Annotated in this window: 23 protein-coding genes and 1 pseudogene; 14 read left to right on the top strand and 10 right to left on the bottom strand. The window is 45.2% G+C overall.

All coding sequences use genetic code 11. The annotated features are described in order from the left end of the window. Positions 1-222: 222 nt before the first annotated feature. On the top strand, positions 223-735 hold the full coding sequence (locus tag LZG72_RS10430) for a metallophosphoesterase (protein ID WP_233871201.1): 513 nt from the start codon (positions 223-225) through the stop codon (positions 733-735). Here the strand turns inward: LZG72_RS10430 and LZG72_RS10425 are convergent. The 4 genes from LZG72_RS10425 to LZG72_RS10410 form a co-directional block, all read right to left on the bottom strand. After that, positions 732-1958 carry a M20/M25/M40 family metallo-hydrolase gene (locus tag LZG72_RS10425; RefSeq protein ID WP_233871198.1) on the bottom strand — a complete coding sequence of 409 codons (1227 nt, stop codon included), beginning with the start codon at positions 1956-1958 and terminating at the stop codon, positions 732-734. The genes LZG72_RS10430 and LZG72_RS10425 overlap by 4 nt on opposite strands. Positions 1959-1997: 39 nt before the next feature. Then, entirely contained in the window at positions 1998-2309 is a 312-nt protein-coding gene (locus tag LZG72_RS10420; RefSeq protein ID WP_233871195.1) for a MerR family transcriptional regulator, read from the bottom strand. A 36-nt stretch (positions 2310-2345) separates the two neighbouring features. Next, complete coding sequence (locus tag LZG72_RS10415) at positions 2346-2777, bottom strand: SRPBCC domain-containing protein (protein ID WP_233871192.1); 432 nt, start codon at positions 2775-2777, stop codon at positions 2346-2348. 61 nt (positions 2778-2838) lie between these two features. Continuing rightward, on the bottom strand, positions 2839-3051 hold the full coding sequence (locus tag LZG72_RS10410; protein WP_233871189.1) for a hypothetical protein: 213 nt from the start codon (positions 3049-3051) through the stop codon (positions 2839-2841). Positions 3052-3225: 174 nt separating this feature from the next. On the opposite strand from LZG72_RS10410, the gene LZG72_RS10405 reads away from it, so the two are divergent. Further along, the gene (locus LZG72_RS10405) at positions 3226-3396 is read left to right on the top strand and encodes a hypothetical protein (RefSeq protein ID WP_233871186.1); all 171 of its coding nucleotides are present in this window, start codon (positions 3226-3228) and stop codon (positions 3394-3396) included. Between the two features lie 10 nt (positions 3397-3406). Here LZG72_RS10405 and LZG72_RS10400 read toward each other — a convergent pair whose 3' ends face one another. Then, entirely contained in the window at positions 3407-3874 is a 468-nt protein-coding gene (locus LZG72_RS10400; protein ID WP_233871183.1) for a response regulator, read from the bottom strand. A 380-nt stretch (positions 3875-4254) separates the two neighbouring features. Between LZG72_RS10400 and LZG72_RS10395 the strand changes: the two genes are divergently transcribed. The 7 genes from LZG72_RS10395 to LZG72_RS10365 all read left to right on the top strand — a co-directional run bounded on the left by LZG72_RS10395 (position 4255) and on the right by LZG72_RS10365 (position 11729). Next, positions 4255-6540 carry an Rv1355c family protein gene (locus LZG72_RS10395; RefSeq protein WP_233871180.1) on the top strand — a complete coding sequence of 762 codons (2286 nt, stop codon included), beginning with the start codon at positions 4255-4257 and terminating at the stop codon, positions 6538-6540. A 5-nt stretch (positions 6541-6545) separates the two neighbouring features. Continuing rightward, positions 6546-7238 carry a hypothetical protein gene (locus LZG72_RS10390; protein WP_233871177.1) on the top strand — a complete coding sequence of 231 codons (693 nt, stop codon included), beginning with the start codon at positions 6546-6548 and terminating at the stop codon, positions 7236-7238. Next, positions 7229-9406: a 7TM diverse intracellular signaling domain-containing protein gene (locus tag LZG72_RS10385; protein ID WP_233871174.1), complete on the top strand. Its 2178-nt coding sequence runs from the start codon at positions 7229-7231 to the stop codon at positions 9404-9406. Before LZG72_RS10390 ends, LZG72_RS10385 begins: the two co-directional genes overlap by 10 nt. Next, complete coding sequence (locus tag LZG72_RS10380) at positions 9403-10494, top strand: ATP-binding protein (protein ID WP_233871171.1); 1092 nt, start codon at positions 9403-9405, stop codon at positions 10492-10494. Before LZG72_RS10385 ends, LZG72_RS10380 begins: the two co-directional genes overlap by 4 nt. An 8-nt stretch (positions 10495-10502) precedes the next feature. Next, positions 10503-10892, top strand: a complete 390-nt coding sequence (locus tag LZG72_RS10375; protein ID WP_233871168.1) for a response regulator — start codon at positions 10503-10505, stop codon at positions 10890-10892. Between the two features lie 348 nt (positions 10893-11240). Further along, positions 11241-11432 carry a hypothetical protein gene (locus tag LZG72_RS10370; protein WP_233871165.1) on the top strand — a complete coding sequence of 64 codons (192 nt, stop codon included), beginning with the start codon at positions 11241-11243 and terminating at the stop codon, positions 11430-11432. A gap of 147 nt (positions 11433-11579) precedes the next feature. After that, entirely contained in the window at positions 11580-11729 is a 150-nt protein-coding gene (locus tag LZG72_RS10365; protein ID WP_233871161.1) for a hypothetical protein, read from the top strand. On the opposite strand, the gene LZG72_RS10360 is transcribed toward LZG72_RS10365, so the two are convergent. The 4 genes from LZG72_RS10360 to LZG72_RS10345 form a co-directional block, all read right to left on the bottom strand. Then, positions 11726-12427, bottom strand: coding sequence for an L-ribulose-5-phosphate 4-epimerase (locus LZG72_RS10360; protein WP_233871158.1), 702 nt, complete (start codon positions 12425-12427; stop codon positions 11726-11728). The two genes, LZG72_RS10365 and LZG72_RS10360, sit on opposite strands and share 4 nt — an antisense overlap. A gap of 6 nt (positions 12428-12433) precedes the next feature. Continuing rightward, the gene (gene araA / locus LZG72_RS10355; protein ID WP_233871155.1) at positions 12434-13924 is read right to left on the bottom strand and encodes an L-arabinose isomerase; all 1491 of its coding nucleotides are present in this window, start codon (positions 13922-13924) and stop codon (positions 12434-12436) included. A 19-nt stretch (positions 13925-13943) separates the two neighbouring features. Next, positions 13944-15629 (bottom strand): ribulokinase, encoded by a 1686-nt coding sequence (locus LZG72_RS10350; protein ID WP_233871151.1) that lies wholly within the window; start codon positions 15627-15629, stop codon positions 13944-13946. A 115-nt stretch (positions 15630-15744) separates the two neighbouring features. Beyond that, positions 15745-16452 (bottom strand): NrtR DNA-binding winged helix domain-containing protein, encoded by a 708-nt coding sequence (locus LZG72_RS10345; protein ID WP_233871149.1) that lies wholly within the window; start codon positions 16450-16452, stop codon positions 15745-15747. A gap of 285 nt (positions 16453-16737) precedes the next feature. Here LZG72_RS10345 and LZG72_RS10340 point away from each other — a divergent pair, with 285 nt between their 5' ends. The 5 genes and pseudogenes from LZG72_RS10340 (at position 16738) to LZG72_RS10320 (ending at position 21028) form a co-directional block, all read left to right on the top strand. Beyond that, positions 16738-17928 (top strand): metallophosphoesterase family protein, encoded by a 1191-nt coding sequence (locus LZG72_RS10340; RefSeq protein WP_233871146.1) that lies wholly within the window; start codon positions 16738-16740, stop codon positions 17926-17928. Between the two features lie 48 nt (positions 17929-17976). Further along, complete coding sequence (locus LZG72_RS10335; RefSeq protein WP_233871144.1) at positions 17977-18816, top strand: endonuclease/exonuclease/phosphatase family protein; 840 nt, start codon at positions 17977-17979, stop codon at positions 18814-18816. Between the two features lie 118 nt (positions 18817-18934). Next, the gene (locus LZG72_RS10330) at positions 18935-19600 is read left to right on the top strand and encodes a hypothetical protein (protein ID WP_233871141.1); all 666 of its coding nucleotides are present in this window, start codon (positions 18935-18937) and stop codon (positions 19598-19600) included. 152 nt (positions 19601-19752) lie between these two features. Then, a pseudogene (locus LZG72_RS10325) lies at positions 19753-20523 on the top strand (KilA-N domain-containing protein); the annotation flags it as partial. Positions 20524-20629: 106 nt separating this feature from the next. Next, positions 20630-21028 (top strand): OsmC family protein, encoded by a 399-nt coding sequence (locus tag LZG72_RS10320; protein ID WP_233871139.1) that lies wholly within the window; start codon positions 20630-20632, stop codon positions 21026-21028. 16 nt (positions 21029-21044) lie between these two features. Here the strand turns inward: LZG72_RS10320 and mtgA are convergent, their stop codons facing one another. Next, on the bottom strand, positions 21045-21731 hold the full coding sequence (gene mtgA, locus LZG72_RS10315) for a monofunctional biosynthetic peptidoglycan transglycosylase (protein WP_233871138.1): 687 nt from the start codon (positions 21729-21731) through the stop codon (positions 21045-21047). Positions 21732-21862: the final 131 nt, after the last annotated feature.

The raw sequence follows: 21862 nt of genomic DNA, 5'->3' as shown, positions 1-21862 counted from the left end.
AATGTTAAAGAAAGTGGCACAACATTACAACTAATATTTTAGTTTGAGTGCGTTTTTATATCGTTTTTAGAAAGTTTTAACTTTTATTAAGATCCGGACCCAAGGTAATTATTTTTAGATATATATAAGTTACTTCAATGATATTAAATTTTTCGAATGATCATGTCGCGGTAAAGTCACGGGGAGTTTCTTACTTTGAAACTTTAAATAATAAAGTAGTTAATGAAGACAATCGGTCTGCTTTCTGACACGCATGGATACCTGGATGAACGGATACTGGAACATTTTTCCAAATGCGATGAAGTATGGCATGCAGGTGATATCGGTTCGGTGAAGATTATTGAGCAGCTTGAAAAGTTCAAACCTGCCCGCATTGTATTCGGAAACATTGATAATAATGAAATCCGCGCACGTACGGAGGAAAATTTACATTTCGAGCTGGAAGGTTTCCGTGTTTGGATCACTCACATCGGCGGCGCACCGCCCAGGTACAATCCGCAGGTAAAACCAACTTTGAAAGCCCGGATGCCCGATTTATTTATTTGCGGGCATTCCCACATCCTGCGTGTAATACGCGATCCTGCCTACAATAATATGCTGTATATCAATCCCGGGGCGGCCGGTCGGGAAGGTTTTCACAAAATACGCACGGTACTTCGGTTCAATTTGCATGAAGGCATTATCAGTCAAATGGAAGTGATCGAGCTCGGAAAACGAGGAGCGCTCGTGTCTTAAAAAGTGACTTTGACGGTTTTGGTTTCTTTTCCCCGCAACAGTTCTGCATCAACCTGCTGCCCCTTTTCGTGCTTCCCCAGGATTTCCATGTAGTCGTAAATCGTGCCGATCGTTTCGCCGCCGAGCCTGGTAATGATATCACCAACCAAAATACCCGCCTTCTCGGCTGGTCGCGCTTTTGAAACACCGTCGATTTTCACACCTTTTCCCGTGTAACTGTAATCGGGCATGACGCCGAGGGTCACTTTGAAATTGCTCGTAGTGACTCCGGCATGCGCATTCCCGGCAGTCAGGAACTCTGGTTCTGTCGGCTCCTGATCCAACTTTTGCAGCAAACCTGCGATGATATTCAGGATCCTGGCTTCACCATCTACATTGATTTTTTCTGCATCGTCCGAAATCTTGTGATAGTCGCCATGCCCGCCGGTAAAGAATTGTACGACCGGGATGTTTTTGAGATAAAACGAAGTATGGTCCGACGCGCCGACACCCGATGAATCGACGGTATATTTCATGCTCTGGCTTCTTGCAAGACCGGGGATCAGTTTTCCCCAAACCTTGCTCGTGCCCCAGCCCGATACGATCACTCCTTTATTATCGTCCAGCCGGCCAATCATGTCCATATTGATCATGCAGGAAATGGTATTCAGCGGGATTGTAGGTTTTTCGGTAAAATGCTTCGATCCGATCAGCCCCAGCTCTTCTCCAGAAAAGGCAATAAAAAGGTAGTTATGCTTCTCCTTGACATCATTTTCAATGAAATATTTCGCTAGTTCAAGCACGCCGGTCGTACCCGATGCATTATCGTCGGCACCGTTATGTATCTTGTTTTTGCTATCGGGGGAGAGTGAACTTCCCTGGTATCCTTTGCCCAAATGGTCGTAATGTGCGCCGACCACAATTGTTTTAGCAGCTCCATTGTCCAGAAACCCCACTACATTTCTTCCAATAAGCTGATGCGCAGTCCCGTCGACTGCAAATGTGACTTCGAAAGGCTGAAAAAAACTGCCATTCGTTCCTGCCGGTTTCAGCCCGGTTGTTTTGAAAAAGTCGGCAATGTAATTCGCTGCTTTTATCTCACCAAGTGACGCTGTACCTCGTCCTTCCAGATCGTCCGATGCGAGAAAACCAATGTGTTTCCGGATAAATTCCGGCTGGAAGTTCTGGGCTGACGCGCCGAGTGAGGTAATGGAAAGCAGGATAAACAAAACGATTTTTTGCATCGCGGCGAAGTTCAGAAATACGTTTTCAACGAATGGATTTTACAGACTGTCGTGGATTTCGACGAGGAATTTCCTGACCCGCATTAACCTTTGCACCATCAGCTCCGCCTGTTCTTTACGCCGAAGCTGCTCGCGGGTACCTTTGAGAGTCCTACCCTGCTTTTCGCGCTGATGCATGATTTTCTTGATAATCTCGATATCCCTTTCGGTATATCTCCGGCGGTTGCGGGCATCCCGCTTGGGACTCAGCTGCGGAAACTTCTTTTCCCAGAAACGTAGCGCCGACGGCTCACATTTAACGATTTCTGCGACTTCGTTGGTGTCGTAGTAAAGCTTTGTCTTGGATTCCATAGTCATGAAGCGATTACTACAAAGATAGTAACCGCTTCAATTCACCCTGTTCTCGGCCAGACTTTTAATTTTGCTTAGAGCATCCGCTGCAAATGCCACCGAGGATTGGTAATAATTCTCTCCGTCCGGCAAGACCGCAAAATCCCCGATCTTAATGGAAAGCTCTGTACCTGAATCTGTTTCTAAAAGAGAAAACGTGTACGCGATGTCATATGCTGCGGGTGGCTCCTCCCATTTGTCGGCGTAGAATGAAAATACGAGCTTATCGTAGGGTTCGTAAACAGTGACGGTCATTCTGGACGATCCCGGCCACACAATCGTCCGGCCCACATCGAGGTAATAGTCTTCAAAATCATGGGGAAGATCATCCCATTGTCTGATGTATTTTGGAGCAACCAACACTTCCCAGACTTTGGAGAGAGGCGCATCAATGGGTATTTTATTTTCTGCTAAAAGGGTTTGGCTCATGAATAAACGGGCTTGTATACACGACTTTACAACACATGCTACGGACTTATAGTACTCAGGATCAGTTGTTCACATTTTTCTTGATCTTAGTCGAATCTGTGCTGCGGTCCTGCTCGCTCTGATGGTAAAAATATCCCTCTGTTTTGTTTTTATCGGCAAGGTTCGTGTCCTTCTTTTCCCCACCCTTCTTCGCCTCCATTTGACGTGAGCAGGAGGTCAGAAAAACGAATACAACAACTCCCGTGATTACTCCTATTACTATGATCTTTTTCATAATGCAGCTGTTTTCAGTTGATGTGCACCCGGTTCGCCCGGATCCATCTTACCTCTCACAAAAAGAATACCACATCACGAAAACCATCACTTTTGTTCCTAGCCGACATTGCAGCCGCTCACCACTGGTATGATTTTATTTACAGAAAAAACTGCACACCAAACAGAATAAGAAATGGATGTTATCATATTTTTAAAAGCAGTAAGCAATCTGCTTTTCGCAGCGATTTTACTACTTGCCGTTGTGGTAAGTTCTACTTTTTCGATTGTTTTCTACGCATTTAAAGGAATAAAACCTAACCTGGGGAATTTGAGAACTCCCCTGTTTAAAAGAAGGTTAAGTTAATGCATGAAGTCTAGGACAATAGATTTTGTCTCAATAAAAATTCAAGTTGCCCGTTCACGTCCAGGAGCTTTTCGATGAGCTCCTTATTTTCTTCCCGGAGGTGAAATATCTCGTAGGCATTTTTGATGATAATCCGCAGTTGCTGTTCGTCCCAGGGCTTATTGAGGTAGTAGTAGATATGACCTTTATTTACGGCATCGATCACCGCAGTAATGTCTGTGTAACCTGTCAATAAGATACGGACAGGGTCTGAATATTCTTTTAAAACTTCGATAAGAAAATCGACCCCGGTCATTTCGGGCATTCTCTGGTCTGTGATGATCACGTGGACCACATTATGTTTCAAAAGCTCCAGTCCTTCCCTACCGGATGTCGCGATGAAAATATTGAAATCTCTCCTAAAAGCTGCTTTAAATGAATTGAGGTTATTTATCTCATCATCGACGTAAAGAACACTAATTTTTCCTTTGCTTTCCATTATTAAATACCTGAGCTGGCGGGTTGCTTAATCGTTATGGGTTATTTATCCGAACTAATTGATAATATTATAATAATAATTCTATATTCACATCAGGAGTGATTACTCTTTTTACAATTTCAAACTTTCGGAAATCACAACCCATTGCTAATAAGTAAAAATTCTCCCACTTGGCGCACATTTTTGTCCACCATTGAACCACCGGCTAGTTTTACAAAAATAAATTCAGCAATTTGTGTAAATATTTATCAAGTATCATCTGTGAATATACGACATTGCAAATACGCATTTATCTGGTCATGTAGATTTTTATATGGGTCTGGCGGCAATTTGTTGATGTGCGTTGCATTCTCCTGAGAACCGGACCCAATATTTTAAAAATGTACCAGGAAACAAGCCTTAATAACACCTACAAACCGGTTTTCATATCCAAAGAACAGTATGCCAACAGGCAAAATTTCGACTCGTTCATGGAGGGGTTTAAAGACAAAGTCGTTCTGGACCTGTACGCTTCCCAAAAGAAGGAACTCATTAAAATACGAAACCCGGAAAGGAAATTAAAAAGCGCGCAAATAGAGTCATTATACCAGGAATGGATTGAGGACAAAACACCTGACTTTGAGGGCACCTGGGTATTCTATCCCTGGTTGGGAAAGGTTCTTCACATTGTTGACGAAAGCGAATTTATCGAGCTTCGGACCAGTCGTAACCAATACAAAATCACATTAGAGGAACAGCAAAGCCTGGCCCGGAAATCCATCGGGATCATTGGCTTGTCGGTAGGGCACGCAGTTGCCGTAAGTATCGCGATGGAACGGGCATGCGGCAAACTGAAACTCGCTGACTTTGATACGATCGAACTGAGTAACCTGAACAGGATTAAAACGGGGCTGCACAACATCGGCGTAAACAAATGCATCGTAACCGCGAGGGAAATAGCCGAGATTGACCCCTTTTTAGTGATTGAATGCTATACAGACGGGATTACCAAGGAAAACATGGCGGGATTTCTTCTTGACGGCGGCAAACTTGACATACTGATCGACGAATGCGACGAGCTTAGCATCAAAATCGGATGTCGTGTAATGGCACGTAGCCACCAAATGCCGGTAGTGATGGAAACAAGTGACAGAGGTATGCTCGACGTGGAGCGTTTTGATCTGGAACCGGACCGCCCCATTTTTCATGGAATGCTCGAGGGAATTCCGTTTGAAAAATTCGAGAATGTCTCCGATCAGGATCGTTTGCAATTGGTAATGAAGATCGTCGACGCAGCTAACGTCTCCAAAAGAGGCCAGCTATCGCTGGTAGAAGTTGGCCAGACCATCGGCACGTGGCCACAGCTTGCAAGTGCTGTGACGCTGGGTGCAGGTGTGGTAACCGACGTTTGCCGACGCATTCTTCTCAACCAATACACCGAGTCGGGGCGGTATTACATTGATATTGAATCGCTTGTAGGTAACAAGTTAAAAAAAGCCGAAAACCCGGCACCAATAAATCCTTACCAACCCTTTGATGTCCGGGAAGCAATTCAGATCGCAGATTCGCTCACTGTTCATGACTCGATAGCCATAGATGAGCGCATTTTGCAGGAAATCGTCACTGCCGCGTGCCTCGCCCCATCCACCGGAAACGATCAGCCATGGAAGTGGCTTTACAAAAACAATTGTCTGCATTTATTTCATGACAGGTACCGCTCGTATTCATTTGGCGATTTTGATCAGATTGCATCGAACCTGTCTTTTGGAGCGGCTTACGAAAACCTGATTTTAAAAAGTAACGAAGCCGGGTTTTCTGTAAAAGCAAATCTCTTTCCGCTCGGCGAAGAATCCATACTTATTGCGTGCATTTCATTTTTGCCTCAACACCATGCAGCTGAAACTGAGCCCGTTTACGCACCCGGGCTAGCTGCTCAGATCGAGGAACGCTGTACCAACCGCAATCCGTCGAAAGCAGTGGCAATACCAGCCATTGAAATCGACGATTTGAAAAAAGCGGGTGAAAGCATTGATGGCGCCCGTTTTTACTTTTTTGAAAGCGAGCAAATGATGGCGATTGCAGATATCATCGGGGAATGTGACCGGGTCAGGTTACTTAATCCCATCGGGCACTATGATTTCGTGAATCGGGAAATGAAATGGTCACCAGCGGATGCGGAGCGCGATAAAGATGGCATTGACATCCGCACGCTCGGTATGGATAGTTCGCAAATGACCGCACTTTCCATCATTAAGGATGAGGAGATCATCCGGTCACTCCGTACAATCGATGGCGCTCATGCGCTGGTCGAAGTGGCCAGAAAATCGATGGAGACTGCTTCGGGGATAGGTATGATAACCATGCCTGCTTATTCCTATACTGATTTTTTCCGTGGCGGCATGGCAATGGAGCGTCTCTGGCTGCAAGCCGAAGAACTTGGCTATGCGGTACATCCGCAAATTTCACCGTTTTACCTGTTTCCACGGATTACCCATGGCCAAAATGCGGGATTAGACGATGGTGAGGTTACAAAGCTTAAAGAATTGAGGAAAAGATTTCTTCAGATTGTTCCTTTAGAAGATAATATTGCAGAAGTGTTCTTGTTCAAAATAGCCAGTGCGCCCAAACCGGAAATAAAAAGTTACCGATTGCCGCTGGAAGAAACACTTTTTATCGTAAACCCTTAGTATAAATGATAGCACGCATTAAAGGATATCGCGCGTCAGACGACATCGAGACAAGTCTTAGGTATGCAGAAGGCCATCGGAAAGTGTTGGAGGCTTATGGGATCAGGCAGGTCACATCCACGGTTCACAACTGGCTTGAAGACCCTAACACCTACGTTCTGATCGTGGAATCCGAGGATGGCAGTAAAATTTACGGAGGTACCCGCGTACAAGTCCGCTCTCCGAATCTGAAGATGCCGATGGAAGATGCCATCGCGAAAATCGACAAAAAGATTTACAGCTATGTAGACGCGATCGGAGATTATAATGTAGCCGAATTCTGCGGTCTTTTTAATTCAAAAGAAGTGGCCGGATACGGGATCGGAAGTTTGTACCTCTGCCGGATTGCCATGGCTATCTCCGGTATGATCGGCATCAAATGCCTGCTGGCTTTATGTTCGCCGATTACACTTCTGATCAGTGAACGGATCGGTTTTCACATACTCAAAGACCTCGGGAACAACGGAACTTTCTACTATCCCAAAGAAGGACTTATCGCGACATCATTGATCGCAAGAGATCTAAAAAACCTGCCCGGCGCGACGGATGAGGAAAAGGCGAAAATTTTCAGTTTGAGAGAAAATCCCAAGCAAACGGTCATTGAAAATGGGCGCAGAGGTGAATTGGAAATCATTTATGATATCGCCCGATGGTTGTAAAATTTTACAGATCCCTTTTCTTACTGAGCATCCTGCTGGCTTTTGGATTTGTATCAAACGCCGCGGAAGTTGTTTTTCGGGGCAGCGATATCTCAATTGGCGAGAACGTCGATATCCTTGAAGACACACTCGGTCGATTGACTTTCCAGCAGGTAAGATCGTCCGGCTATTTTGCTCCCAACAAAGAGCAGACACCCAACTTCGGTCTTAGCAATTCTGCTTTCTGGATCAGGATCACGCTGAAAAACCAGACCGGGGACCCCGATCTTTTTTTGGAGCTTGCCAATGCCCGCATTGACCTCTGCACGATTTATAATGAAGAAAACGGGAAAATCTGGCAAGAGACCGTTTCGCTGAAAGAACGATTTTCCAACAGAGAAGTTCAGCACCAGAATACGGTATTTAAGCTGGATATTCCATCCGGACATTCTAAAACTTACTATCTCAAAATACAGGGAAGTGAACAAATGGTGCTCCCGCTGTTCGTGAGAAGTGAAATGGGCTTTTTTCAGTTTGCATCAGATAACGATGTGATCGCAGGAATACAAATGGGCATCCTCACTGTGATGATGCTGTATAACTTCTTCCTGTACTTTTCGATTAAAGAAAAAAGTTATCTGTACTATGTTCTCTACATTCTCTTTATCGGGTTGACGCAGATGACCATTATGGGCTATACATTTAAATATTTGTGGCCAGATCTCCCGACGTTCAACACCTATGCAATACGAATTTTCCCTTCTCTGGCCGGGAGCTTTGCAGTGTTGTTCATGCAAAATTTCCTGCATAGCAGGTTCAATTCACCGGCAATCCACAAGCTTCTGACCCTCGTTTTTATCTCATACGGGTTTGCTATACTCTTCAACCTGGTTGGCCTGCAAAGGTTCAGCTACCGGATCATCGACGTAACGGGAGTAACTGCGTGCCTGCTTTGTCTGGTTGTTGCCATACAGCTCTCGGTACAAGATTATCGTCCCGCTAAATTTTATCTCGTCGCCTGGACGATCTTCCTGATTGGCATTGTTTTATACACACTCCGCAATCTCAATATTCTGCCTTACAACATGTTCACAAACTACACACAACAGGTTGGGGCAACGATAGAAGTGATATTACTGTCATTCGCACTTGCTGACAAGATCAATATTTTAAAGAAAGAAAAAGAAGTTTCCCAGGCCCAGGCTCTCCGTATTTCTCTCGAAAACGAGAAAATGATCCTGGAACAAAATGCCTTTCTGGAAAAAAGCGTCAACGAGCGAACGGCCGAATTGCTTTTTGCGAACACCGAGCTAAATGTGGCAATGACGCAACTCAAAGACACCCAAAGCCAGCTGATCGATTCCGAAAAAATGGCATCTCTCGGTCAGCTCACCGCGGGTATCGCGCATGAGATCAACAACCCGATCAACTTTGTCAGTTCGAATATCAGGCCGTTGAGAAGGGATATCGACGATGTACTGGAGATCCTGAATTCGTATGACGAAATGCAGGAAGTGGATTCGGTTGAAAAACTTCGGGAAAAGATCAGCGAAGTGGAGCAACTCAAGAACGAGCTCGATCTGGACTATATCAAAACCGAGCTCGATACGCTGCTCAAAGGAATGGAGGACGGAGCGCAACGTACGGTCGAGATTGTAAAGGGACTTAAGATATTTTCCAGGGTAGATGAATCAGATCTCAACCTCGTTAATATTAATGAGGGAATAGAGTCGACGCTGATTATCTTGAACTATCAAATGGGCAATTCCATCAATCTGGTAAAAGACCTCGGTAACATTCCAAGCATTGAATGCTACGCCGGAAAGCTCAACCAGGTTTTCATGAATATCCTGACCAATGCGATCTATGCCCTTTTAAAAGAAAAAAACAAGAATGACGAGCCCACGATCTGGGTCAGGACCTGGCTGAAAGACCCCGACCACATTGCCATTTCTATGCGGGATAATGGACCGGGGATGCCTCCGGAAGTTCGGGCGAAAATCTTTGAACCATTCTTTACAACCAAACAAGTTGGGGATGGAACTGGCCTCGGCCTTTCAATAGTCTTTAAAATTATCGAAGTACACCATGGAAATATCCAAGTAAATACCGAAGTTGGGCAAGGAACAGAATTTTTGATCACTCTTCCTGTCAAAAAAGAAATACGCCCTATCCCTGAATTTCAATGAACGAAAAAGCAATATCCATTCTCTATATTGACGATGAGGAGCATAATCTGCATTCGTTCAAAGCTTCGTTCCGGAAGCAATACGATATTACTATCACATCCTCGGTTGTTGAAGCGGAGCAGTTCATGGAAACCAAGGATTTTTGTATTGTACTCGCCGATCAGCGGATGCCACATACGACGGGCGTTCAGTTTTTTGAAAAAATCAGGACAAAATTTCCAAAACCAATTCGTATACTGATCACAGGTCATACCGATATCAGTGCGGCGATCGATGCAATCAATAAAGGTGAAGTTTTCAGGTTCATCGACAAACCCTGGGATTATACATACGTAGAAACCGCAATTTCCAGTGCCTACGAGATTTACAAAACGCGCGAAGACCTGAAACAGCGCAACATGGAACTTCAGAAAGCGAATGAGGAGCTTGACAAGTTCGTTTACAGTGCCTCCCACGATCTGCGTGCGCCGCTCATGTCCGTACTCGGGATCGTGAACCTGGCGCTGCTGGAAGAAGATATCAAATCGCAAAACGAATACCTGGAACTCATCCGCCAGTCTGTTAAGAAGCTGGATACATTTATCATCAACATCATCGATTACTATAAAAATGCGCGGGGCGTTCCCGTCGTCACGGATATCAGCTTCGAGGAACTTGTCACGGAAGTGCAGGCCACAATCCAGTATCTGCCCGAGTATGGGAATCTGACGATGACAACGGATATTGATCAAACGGGCGTTTTTCAATCGGATGTAATGAAGCTGAGGATCATTTTTAACAACCTGATCAACAATGCGATCAAGTTTCAGGATAAGTCTAAACCCGATCCCTATGTACACCTCACCGTCAAATCGACGCCAACGGAGGCGAAGATAATCGTTGCAGACAACGGTTCAGGCATTAAGGAATCGGATCAGGATAAGATATTCAGAATGTTTTACCGCGCAGGTGCCACGAACAGCGGATCTGGCATTGGCTTGTATATTGTGCATGAAGCCATATCCAAGCTCGGAGGAGAAATCAGCGTCAGTTCGAAGATAGGTCAGGGTAGTATTTTTGAAATTAATATTCCTTCTATTTTAAAATAACCCCTACCATGAAGCCATTGCTGAACTTTTTCTTAATCGATGACAGCGCATTCGATCTTTTCATTTATGAAAAGCTTCTGATAAAAAGTGGCATTACTGAAAGCGTCAGGACATTTAATTCCGCACGTGAGGCACTCAAACATCTCGCAAATCACGGAAGTACTCTCCCTGAAATTATCATCCTTCTGGACCTCCAAATGCCGGATATGAACGGGTTTGAGTTTATCGATGAGTTTGACCTTCTCCCGGAAGCTGTGAAAGCACAAATCAAGATCTTCATGCTTTCCTCAACCATTGATACACGGGATATTGAAAAGGCCAAAGCCAGTCCACACATTATTGATTTACTCCCCAAACCTCTTGAAGTCAATTTCTTGAAAAAGAAACTTGACATGTAAGTAATCCTCACAAAAACACACCTGCTGGGCTCCCATCGGCATTTTTCAATCATTTTCTTAAATTTCAGCAACACGAAACCCGGGTTTACGTCTCAGGAATGATATTTGCTATGTAGAATTAGCGCTCAAAAAGTGTAACAGGATTTCTATACCCAATTTGTCCCATTATGTAACAGTATTTTGTAGATACTGAAGCCCGGTAGCCGTTTTTACCTGCCTATTATCCCCTATTCCATCATTAATTTATTGTTTTTTATAATTTTTTCAATATCCGAAAAAATAAACATTGTTCAGGAACATGTTTCGCTCGGGAACATCACCGGTCGTTGTAAATCTTACTAACAATTAATGATGAAAACAGATAGCAAAACCCTGTCCGAAATTTTGAAGTTGCATGCCGAGTATGTTAAAGAGGTTGAATTCAGCGGAATTAAACCTTTGTCAATGGAAATTTACAAGACGAACTCTCACAATTTTGTTCGCTGGATCAAAGATGAGTTTGCTCCTGGCAGCAAAATCCGAAAGGGTGCACTGAGCTAGCAGAAAAGAATTATTTACTCAACGTTTTATAAAATATAGAACTGCCGGAAGATCGACTCATCCGGCAGTTTTTTTATACCCTGTTCTTTGTTAAGTTTGAGATAAATAAATGGGGCGAGGATTCGTTCTGCTCATAAAAAACGTACGATGCTACTATCCTTATTCAACCTTCTGAAAGGCCGCTTCTCAAAAGATGCAATCAGTGAAGCGAAGGCCAACGACAAAGCGATGACGCGGCAGGAAGCGCTGCAGCAGATGCGGAACATCGCCAGCCGAAATAGTGGCAAAAAAAGCTAATCCTGGCCATAATACGCATCTTTGCCGTGTTTTCGAAAGTAATGCTTATCGATTAAACTTTGTTTGATCGTACCTGCGTCTGGATTGATCTGCAGCGTTAGATAGGCCATTCTCGCGATTTCTTCAAGTATCACGGAGTTGTATACGGCCTTACCCGGATCTTTCCCCCAGGTAAATGGCCCATGACATGCTACCAGTACCATTTCTACTTCCTCGTAGCTTAATTTTCTTTCCTGAAACAAATTGAGGATCTGATTGCCCGTTTCCAGTTCATAATCCCGCCGGATCATATCATCCGACATAACTGCCGTAACGGGGACAGCCGCTGTTAAATGATCCGCATGAGTTGTTCCCAGGTTCGGGATGGGTCTGATCGCCTGCGCCCAGGCAACGGCATAGGTTGAATGCGTATGACAAACGCCGCCGATTCCAGGAAAGTTTTTGTAAAGCAATGTATGGGTTTTAGTATCCGATGACGGGCGCATATTTCCCTCCACCAGCACATTATCCAGGTCTACGATTACCATGTCCTCCGCTTTTAGTCTGTGATAAGGCACCCCGCTCGGCTTGATCGCAACCACACCGGCGGCGCGGTCTACACCACTTACATTGCCAAAAGTCACAATGGCCAGCTTCTCTTTCGGGATCTCCATATTGGCCTCGTAGACTTGTTCTTTAAGATATTTATATCCTGACATGCTTTTTTATTTAAATGCAGCCTCACTCCAGCGAAGTTCGTTTTTCAAGTGCCGCAGTGATGTGTTTTTATCAATGACTACCAGCTCCACGCCGAACATTTCCGCGAAACTCTCGATGTGTTCCGTCGTCAGATTTTGACTAAATACCGTGTGATGTGCGCCGCCGGCATAGATCCACGCCGCGCAGGCAGTCTGCATATCAGGTGCAGGCTTCCACAAAGCCCGCGCAACCGGTAATCTGGGCAATTGCTCGGTGACTTCCACGGCTTCCACTTCATTTACCAAGATCCTGAAACGGTTACCGAGATCAATCAGTGAAACATTCAGCGCCGGGCCAGCAGGAGCGTTGAAAACCAACCTGACCGGATCTTCTTTCCCTCCAATACCCAATGGATGAATCTCGCAAGACGGTTTTCCAGTGGCAATGCTCGGGCATATTTCCAACATATGAGAACCCAGAACGAGACTATTGTCCGGATCGAAATGATAGGTGTAATCCTCCATAAATGAATTTCCTCCCTGCAAACCTGAACCCATTACTTTCAGCGCACGCACCATTGCGGATGTTTTCCAGTCACCTTCTCCCGCATATCCATATCCCGCGGCCATCATCCGCTGAGACCCGATACCCGGGAGCTGCTTCATGCCGTGCAAATCTTCGAATGTATTGGTATAACCTTTGAAATTACCATCTTGTAAAAAGTATTTCAGACCTAATTCAATCCGGGCGGCATCGAGTAATGCAGCATGTCTCTCCTGCCCTTTTCCAAGTACCTCTGCCAGGGAATACGTTTCCGCATATTCTTCAACCAGCTGCGCCACGTCCGCGTCTGACACCTGATTGATCACTGCCACCAAATCTCCCACTGCATAGGTATTGACTGAAAAACCAAAAACCATTTCAGCTGCCACCTTATCCCCGTCCGTAACCGCCACCTGACGCATGTTATCTCCGAAACGGACAAACTTTGCACCCTGCAAATCATGCCTTGCCGCCGCAACCCTCGACCATTGTCCGAGACTTTCTAAAACCTCTTTCTGCTGCCAGTGCCCCACTATTACCTTGCGGTTCAGGCGCATTCTGGTCATCATAAATCCAAATTCGCGGTCACCGTGCGCTGACTGATTGAGGTTCATGAAATCCATATCAATGCCGGCCCAAGGAATGTCCCGGTTATATTGTGTATGCAAATGCAGCAACGGTTTTTGCAAAATTTGCAACCCTCTGATCCACATTTTAGCCGGCGAAAACGTGTGCATCCAGGCCACAATGCCAATGCAGTTTTTTGTGCTGTTCGCTTCCTGAATGATCTGATAAATTTCTTCCGGGGTTTTGACGACCGGCTTGAAAATGACCCTTACCGGGATTTCAGGGGCGAGGTCAAAATGGTTACTGATCGTTTGAGAATGTTCGTCAACCAGGCGGAGTGTTTCTTCCCCGTATAAATGTTGGCTGCCAGTGACAAACCAAAGTTCAAATTGTTTTAAATCAAGCATCAGGCTATTAGATTATTGATTAGAAAGTGTCCGGGTAAGAATTCACCTGAACGGTGGTCGTTTTTGCGAGAAAGCTATTTTCAAGAAACTTTCCGGACTGTATGTATTTTTTATAAAGTACCTGATAAACCTCAGATTCGGCTTCCCTAGGCTGATATACGGTATCAAATCCTGAACTCATCGCCCGCTGTGCCTCCTGCAAATTCGAATGTACGCCCGACGCAACAGCAGCAAACATGGCAGCACCCAATGCACATGCCTGCTCGGAAGTGGCAACTTTGATCGGCATATTCAATACATCCGCAAGGGTTTGCATGACAAAAGCGGATTTTTTAGCAACACCGCCGATTGCAATCACCTGATGGATCGGAACACCTTCGTTGCGGAACCGCTCAACAATACTCTTTGATCCGAAAGCTGTGGATTCAACCAACGCTTTGAATATGCGGGTATGGTCGCTGGCCAGGTTTAAGCCGAGAATGGCGCCTTTCAAGGTATGTTTTGCATCGGGCGTACGACGGCCATTCAACCAGTCGATTGCGATGATATCCTGTTCCGTGACAGGCAACTTTTGCGCTTCCTCAGAAAGGTATGGGATTAATTTCGCTGACAATTCCTTTGCCGCATCTTCGCCAACCAGTTTTCTTACGGGCTCAATGATCAGCTTCGCAAACCAGGCGTAAATGTCGCCAAACGCCGATTGTCCGGCCTCCATTCCCAACATGCCCGGCACAATGGAACCATCCACCTGTCCGCAAATTCCCCGGATCAGCAAATGCCCCACTTCTTCGGTCGGGGCGATGAGCATATCGCAGGTAGACGTTCCAATGACTTTGCACAATGAGTACGGTTCGATTAATGCGCCGACAGCTCCCATATGGGCGTCGAATGCGCCCACTCCGATAACAACGTCAGATGGTAATCGCAGCTTTCCGGACCATTTCGCCGAAATCGTGCCCATCGGCTTTTCGGAGGTCTCGGTATGATTAAAAAGCCTTTCGCGGATACCGTCCAAAAGCGGATCAAGCTGAGTTAGAAATGCATTGGACGGAAGTCCCTGGAAATCCTGATGCCATAATGCCTTATGCCCGGCAGCACAACGCGATCGCTTCAAAGTCAGCGGGTCGGTATTGCCCGTCAGTTCCGCAGAAATCCAGTCGCAATGTTCCACCCACGAAAATGCCTTTTCCCGGACAGATTCATCCGTCCGGAGCGTATGCAAAATTTTGGCCCAGAACCATTCAGATGAATAAATCCCTCCTACATATTTGGTATAATCAGTTTCCGAACCATGCGCCAGCTTGTTGATTTCCTCAGCTTCGGCATTCGCAGTGTGGTCTTTCCAGAGAATGAACATCCCATTCGGATTTTCTTCAAATCCGGGCAACAGCGAAAGCGGCGTACCATTCCGGTCCACGGCGACGGGTGTAGAACCCGTGGTATCGATCGCAATTCCCCGCACATCGTTCCTGATCTCGTCCGGCACATTTTCAAGCGATTTTATAACCGCTCTTTCGAGACCTTCCAGGTAGTCGAGCGGATGCTGGCGGAACATCGAGACCGAGGCATCACAGTATTTCCCCTGCTTCCACCTCGGATATTCTTCAACTGCCGTCCCAACTTGTTCCCCGGTATCCGCATTCACAATCAGCGCGCGCACCGAATCGGTGCCAAAGTCAATTCCAATTACGAAGTTCTTTTTCATAGCAAAGGTTTAGGACGCCTTAATGGCACTTTTGATATTTCATTTATCAGCTAACAAATATAAGTAAATCCACATCTGGTGTTAAACTGACACAATTTAATTTTGGATCAATGACTCAATCACTCCTCCTCATTGAATCCGGCATAAAATTCCAGAATGAATGGAATTTCGCCTTGTACTTTTCCTCATCCAGTTTGTATAAGATCGCCTTTTTTGTAGCACTATGGCTATTTTTATCACCCGTATCAATCAGCAGTCCGGTCGAGAGCAGCTTCCTGCTGAAATTCCTTCTGTCGATAGGGATGTTATAAATTGCTTCGTACAGTTTCTGCAACTGCGGGATGGTAAAACGTTCGGGAAGAAGCTCAAATCCGATCGGGTGTAAAGCAGCGTTGTATTTGAGGTGCTCGATCGCCTGCACTACCATTTGTTCATGATCGAAAATGAGCCGCGGCCGGTCTTCCAATGCAATCCATGCGGCATGATGACTTTTCACGGCTTCCGAATCATGTTCGTCGATTTTTATCAAAGCAAAAAACACAACGGAAACAGTCCGCTCACCCGGATCACGCCCGGCTTTCCCAAACGTTGCCAACTGCTCGACATAAATGTTTTTCAGTCCCGTCAGATTATACAGAATGCGGGTTGCACCGTCGGACAGATCTTCGTCTTTGTTGACAAACCCGCCCATTAAAGACCATTTCCCCATTTCGGGCTCGAAATTCCGTTTAATCAATAAAAGCTTGATATCCTTCCCGTCGAAACCGAAAATAATACAGTCGATCGCTACGAGTATCCGCGAGGCCTCAGGATAATTAGTCATTCGTCAAAGTACAAAAGTGCCGCAAATCCATGGCGGCAATGGAACCGTCGCGATGGATTTTACATGAAAGTAGTATACCAAAATTAACCGTCATCACCCCGGTTGCGTTATTTTTTTGTTAACAAAGTAAAAAAATGAAAGAGAATACTTAATCTGTTCAAACAACCGCCAGAAATTTTAATTGTGAATTTTGTGAATCCATGGCAGTAATGTCACCAGTTGTAAACATTTTCATAACCTTGTATTTTAAATATGCTTTCAGACAGAAGGTCTTTTCTTGAAAAAATGTCACAAATAGGGGCATTGAGTTTGTTGCCGGTCTCTGCTTCCACCGCCGCTGACCTCTTGTCGCCCGTTGCCGAAGATCCCAACCATTTCATTGTCGGTCCCTACCTGCAAAACATTGGCCCTGATGAAGTTACCGTGATGTGGATCACCCACAAAAATTGTTTTAGCTGGGTGGAATATGGCGCCGGCACATACACAACCAAGCGGGCGTTCGGCTATGTAAATGGCTTGATCGAAGCGAATAACCGGGTAAATAAAATTACATTGACCGGCCTGAAACCTGGAATGCAACATAAATACAAGATTGTATCTACCGAAATCACTGGTTACAAAGGCTCGAAAGTCGAATTTGGAGAGACGATTTCCAGCCCGTTACTTGGCTTCAAAACGCCGGCGGAGAACGAAGACGAATTTAAAACGGTGATCTTCAATGACATTCACGACCGGCCGCAAATTATACCCCAGCTGCTGTATCGCCACGGCTACACCGGCAACACCCGGGACTACGATTTCGTAATTTTCAATGGCGATTGTTTTGATTGGGTAACTGAAGAAATACAAATGGTCGATCACCTGATAAAGCCTTGCGTAGACATTTTCGCGACCGAATTTCCGTTTATTCTGACACAGGGAAACCATGAATGCCGGGGAAGCTTTTCGCGCCAGATCCCCTCCTATTATGCCTATCCGGACAACAAATTTTACTACGCATTCACCCGCGGGCCCGTACGTTTTGTGGTGCTGGACTCCGGTGAGGACAAAGCCGATGACACAGTGGATTACGGCGGACTCATTGCATTTGACCAGTACCGCGAAAAACAACGCATGTGGCTGGAACGGGAAGTGGAATCGCCTGAGTTTAAAAAAGCCGAATTTCGGGTTGTAATAATTCACATATCACCTTACCATTCGGGCGACGGGCATGGAACGCTGCATTGCCGGAAGGTGTTCGGGCCGGTTTTGAATAAAGCTAAAATCGATCTGCAGATTTCGGGCCATACGCACCGGTACATGACGCACGAGCCGGATGCAGATCACAATTACCCGATCGTGATTGGTGGCGGGCCACTGGAAGGCAACCGAACGCTGATCAAACTGCACGCGACCAGAAAACAGCTCGATCTGAAAATGATCCGGGACGACGGCGAAATTGTTGGAAAGTTTTTGATTCCCAAAAAAGGAAAATGATTTTAATTTGATGCATTAATTAACTGATTACAATTACCCATTACTCTCATGAAACGCATTACACTTTGCCTGCTGGCTCTTTTCGCACTTTCCGAAATCGCTTTCGCCCAAAAAAATACGATCAATGTAGCCACCTACAATCTTCGGATGAACACTGAAAAAGACGGCGTGAACGCCTGGCCTAACCGCAAGGAAATGGTGAAAGGATTGATCCAATTCCATGAATTTGACATTTTCGGGGTTCAGGAGGCATTCATTGGTCAATTGAAAGATGTAGCCGAATTAACGGAATACGTATACACAGGAAAAGGACGGGACGATGGAAAAGAAGGCGGGGAACATTCCTCTATTTTTTATAAAAAAGACCGGTTTAAGTTGCTGAAATCCGGTGATTTCTGGTTAAGCGAGACGCCTGACAAGCCTGGAAAAGGCTGGGACGCAACATGTTGTAACCGTATTGCTTCCTGGGGCAAATTCCAGGATCTGGCGTCCAAGAAGGAATTTTTCTTTTTCAACGTGCATTTCGATCATCAGGGCGTGGAAGCACGCAAACAATCCGGACTTTTGATGGTGAAAAAGATCAATGAAATTGCCGGAAAAGCAACGGTTATCCTGACTGGCGATTTTAATTCAACACCTGAAACGGAGCAGATCAAATCGATCCAGACGATTCTGAGCGATGCACATAATGTATCCAAACAAAAACCATACGGCCCGGAAGGCACATTCAATGCATTTAAATTCGACGCACCCATGCAAACAAGGATTGACTACATATTTGTCAGCAAAAATGTGGACGTGCTGAAATATGGCGTTCTAACCGATGCCAGGGAACAACGTTATCCTTCTGATCACCAGCCGGTAGTGGCGAAAGTGGCAATTAAATAGACTTCGGCGGTTGGCTTTCGGCTTTCGACGGACGAACCTGGCGCGCTGAGGAAGACAATAGTTACACCAAATTGTTACTAAATTCGAAAGCTGACCGCTGACCGCCGAAGTAAACATTATGCTTAGAACAACGCTTTTGGCGCTAATTATCTCCGTTCCCTCGTTCGCTCAGAATGTAAAAATCAGCATTGCAGCTCCGAGGGTTTTAAATGACCGGAAAGCGATTCTTTTGACGCGTGAAAAAGGGTTTGCAGCGATCGTGCACTCCATTCAGCTTGGCTTCGATACGACGCATTTGCAACTGGACAAAAATCTGTTACCGGATCTGTACCAATTGCAAATCTCTCAAATGAAGGGATCGCTGACATTCTTTTTCGAGTCGGGAACACGCATTCGACTGGATACGGCAAATCTGTCGAAATCGCCGGTCACACATTCAAAAAGCAATCTGGAATGGCAAACGTACCAGGATAGCATTCAGTTACCTTCCGACAGACGCATGAATGCATACCTGGTGGAAGAAGGCCGGGCGCGGAAAAAAAGTGAAACAGATAGTGTCGCGTATTGGCTGACAAAGCAAATGGCTGAGCGAGATGATCTGGCAAGCAAAACCGGCGAGTTCATTTCAAAACACCCTCGCTCTTATGTTAGTTTATACCTTTTGAAAGTCAATTGGTTTACGTTTAAAAACAAAGGCTTGTTTGAAAAACTGGATTCCTCTCTCGCGCACCACCGAAACTACAAATACCTAAAAGAACGGAATAAAGGATTGGCGCGAAACTAGATTTAGTCAGCTGACAAAAATATTGATTCCCGATTGTGACCAATTGACAAACCATACGTCTAAACATGTATAACATGAAAAATTCGTATGGCAAATCACAAAACACTTCTGGTACGCGGAATCAAAATAGCGACATTGAGACAAGATGACAAGATGATGAGGATTTTATCTCATTAACCGACATCGCGAGAAACAAAAATCCCGACGAGCCAAAGGACGTCGTCAAGAACTGGATGCGATCCAAATCCACGATTCAGTTTCTGGGTTTGTGGGAACAATTGAATAATTCTGATTTCAAAGGGGTCGAATTCGACCCCTTTGTGAACGAAGCCGGGAGTAATTCATTCACACTTTCGCCAAGCAAGTGGATTGAAACAACAAATGCCAGGGGTCTTATTTCCAGGAATGGAAATAACGGTGGCACTTTCGCCGCCAAAGACATTGCGTTCGAGTTCGCTTCCTGGGTTAGTCCTGAATTTAAACTTTACCTTATCACCGAATTCCAGCGATTGAAACAGGATGAAAATTCGAGACTTCATTTGGATTGGAGCCTGCAAAGAACGCTAGCAAAAGTAAATTACCGAATTCATACTGACGCCATTAAGGAAAATCTGATCCCGCAAATACTTGTTAAAAATCAGATTCACCAGATCTATGCTAATGAGGCCGACTTACTTAATGTCGCGCTATTCGGTCAAACCGCCAAACAATGGCGAGATGCGAATCCTGCTGATGCGGGGAACATCCGTGACGCAGCTTCGATTGAACAGTTGATCGTTCTATCAAATCTCGAAAGTATTAATTCAGTGCTGATTCAGCAGGGATTAGACTCTGTTGATCGGGTTATTCAACTGAATGCAATTGCCATCAAGCAAATGAAATCGCTCTTGAAAAATAGCGTCTTGAAAAGCTTGAAAAAATGATTTGCAAACTCCGGGTGTAGTCGCTAATTAGTTGTATAAACGATTAGATTTAGCGACTATCCTTTTTTATTTGATTTACATTCGAACAGACCAGACTGCCTTCATTATGAAAATTTCAGCAAACGTTAAAAGTGAATTCGAAAAACATCAGATCGAGGTGGAAACAAACGGATCGGTGAAGCGAATAGACATTGCGCCTAAACCGACCGGTTATGGTTCATCCGTAAATGGAGGTGAAATGCTTGTCCTGGCGCTGGCAACCTGCTTTTGCAATGATATTTACAGGGAAGCCACAAAACGAAATGTCATTGTAACAGGTGTGGAAGTAACCTGTACGGCAGAGTTCGGATCGGACGGTGAGCCTGGCGCTAATTTCCAATACAAAACCAAAATAACTTCCGAAGCCAGCGACGAGGAAATCGCTGAGCTGATCAGGCACACGGATGAAATCGCGGAGATCCACAACACGCTCAGAAAAGGTGTGAGCGTGAATTTAATTACTTAAGAAAACCCGCAGGAAATCAGAGATCGGCAATGTATTTTTGGCCCCCCAGATAACGCATTTGCCTGACAATCTGCCCGGTACGTTTGTTGACATACGATGAAGGATTTTTGATTGAAAAACGGATCGGGTTTGGTAACACCGCTGCGATCCGGGCAGCTTCGTACCGGGTAAGCTTTTTGGCCGATTTGTCATAAAAACGCAAAGAAGCAGCTTCCACTCCAAACGTCATTTCGCCCATTTCGGCAACATTCAGGTACACTTCCAGAATGCGTTCTTTACTCCAGATCACTTCGATCAACACGGTGAAATAGGCTTCTAATCCCTTTCGGACAAAGCTACGTCCGTGCCACAGGAATACATTCTTCGCAACCTGCTGGGAAATGGTACTAGCACCCCGCGCGCGTTTTCGCTTTTCCGTTACCGCATTGTAGATCTGATCAAAATCAAAGCCCCAGTGGTTTGGGAAGTTCTGGTCTTCGGAAGCGACCACGGCCAGCGCGGCTTCCTTTGAGATATTTTCGTAAGGTTCCCAGTCATGGTACAGCTCCGTGTCTTCATCCGCTCTGAACGCCTCCATCTTTCTTGAAATCATATAAGGTGTTACCCAAACCGGTAAGAACCTCAAAATGACTACCCAAACAATTGAAACAACAAAAAAAACGATGAGAATTCGGAGCGCAATAAATTGCAAACGGCGGAGCATAAAACTTTTTACTTCAAAAACAGAAACCAAACGACAGAACCTGCGTACAAAGAACAGAAACTAATCAGGTTTAGGCAAAGAAAACCGAGACCATTATTTGTCATTTTTTTCACCTTCTGTTCCCCGGCAAT

This window comes from Dyadobacter sp. CY323 (assembly GCF_021390245.1).
In the GTDB taxonomy this organism is placed as follows: domain Bacteria; phylum Bacteroidota; class Bacteroidia; order Cytophagales; family Spirosomataceae; genus Dyadobacter.
Note: the sequence above shows the minus strand (reverse complement) of the source record. Positions and strands in the feature narration are given on the sequence as shown.

Coding starts and splice junctions, on each gene's coding strand:
- LZG72_RS10430 (WP_233871201.1), top strand. CDS start 223: ATGAAGACAATCGGTCTGCTTTCTGACACGCATGGATACCTGGATGAA.
- LZG72_RS10425 (WP_233871198.1), bottom strand. CDS start 1,958: ATGCAAAAAATCGTTTTGTTTATCCTGCTTTCCATTACCTCACTCGGC.
- LZG72_RS10420 (WP_233871195.1), bottom strand. CDS start 2,309: ATGGAATCCAAGACAAAGCTTTACTACGACACCAACGAAGTCGCAGAA.
- LZG72_RS10415 (WP_233871192.1), bottom strand. CDS start 2,777: ATGAGCCAAACCCTTTTAGCAGAAAATAAAATACCCATTGATGCGCCT.
- LZG72_RS10410 (WP_233871189.1), bottom strand. CDS start 3,051: ATGAAAAAGATCATAGTAATAGGAGTAATCACGGGAGTTGTTGTATTC.
- LZG72_RS10405 (WP_233871186.1), top strand. CDS start 3,226: ATGGATGTTATCATATTTTTAAAAGCAGTAAGCAATCTGCTTTTCGCA.
- LZG72_RS10400 (WP_233871183.1), bottom strand. CDS start 3,874: ATGGAAAGCAAAGGAAAAATTAGTGTTCTTTACGTCGATGATGAGATA.
- LZG72_RS10395 (WP_233871180.1), top strand. CDS start 4,255: ATGTACCAGGAAACAAGCCTTAATAACACCTACAAACCGGTTTTCATA.
- LZG72_RS10390 (WP_233871177.1), top strand. CDS start 6,546: ATGATAGCACGCATTAAAGGATATCGCGCGTCAGACGACATCGAGACA.
- LZG72_RS10385 (WP_233871174.1), top strand. CDS start 7,229: ATGGTTGTAAAATTTTACAGATCCCTTTTCTTACTGAGCATCCTGCTG.
- LZG72_RS10380 (WP_233871171.1), top strand. CDS start 9,403: ATGAACGAAAAAGCAATATCCATTCTCTATATTGACGATGAGGAGCAT.
- LZG72_RS10375 (WP_233871168.1), top strand. CDS start 10,503: ATGAAGCCATTGCTGAACTTTTTCTTAATCGATGACAGCGCATTCGAT.
- LZG72_RS10370 (WP_233871165.1), top strand. CDS start 11,241: ATGATGAAAACAGATAGCAAAACCCTGTCCGAAATTTTGAAGTTGCAT.
- LZG72_RS10365 (WP_233871161.1), top strand. CDS start 11,580: ATGCTACTATCCTTATTCAACCTTCTGAAAGGCCGCTTCTCAAAAGAT.
- LZG72_RS10360 (WP_233871158.1), bottom strand. CDS start 12,427: ATGTCAGGATATAAATATCTTAAAGAACAAGTCTACGAGGCCAATATG.
- araA (WP_233871155.1), bottom strand. CDS start 13,924: ATGCTTGATTTAAAACAATTTGAACTTTGGTTTGTCACTGGCAGCCAA.
- LZG72_RS10350 (WP_233871151.1), bottom strand. CDS start 15,629: ATGAAAAAGAACTTCGTAATTGGAATTGACTTTGGCACCGATTCGGTG.
- LZG72_RS10345 (WP_233871149.1), bottom strand. CDS start 16,452: ATGACTAATTATCCTGAGGCCTCGCGGATACTCGTAGCGATCGACTGT.
- LZG72_RS10340 (WP_233871146.1), top strand. CDS start 16,738: ATGTCACAAATAGGGGCATTGAGTTTGTTGCCGGTCTCTGCTTCCACC.
- LZG72_RS10335 (WP_233871144.1), top strand. CDS start 17,977: ATGAAACGCATTACACTTTGCCTGCTGGCTCTTTTCGCACTTTCCGAA.
- LZG72_RS10330 (WP_233871141.1), top strand. CDS start 18,935: ATGCTTAGAACAACGCTTTTGGCGCTAATTATCTCCGTTCCCTCGTTC.
- LZG72_RS10320 (WP_233871139.1), top strand. CDS start 20,630: ATGAAAATTTCAGCAAACGTTAAAAGTGAATTCGAAAAACATCAGATC.
- mtgA (WP_233871138.1), bottom strand. CDS start 21,731: ATGCTCCGCCGTTTGCAATTTATTGCGCTCCGAATTCTCATCGTTTTT.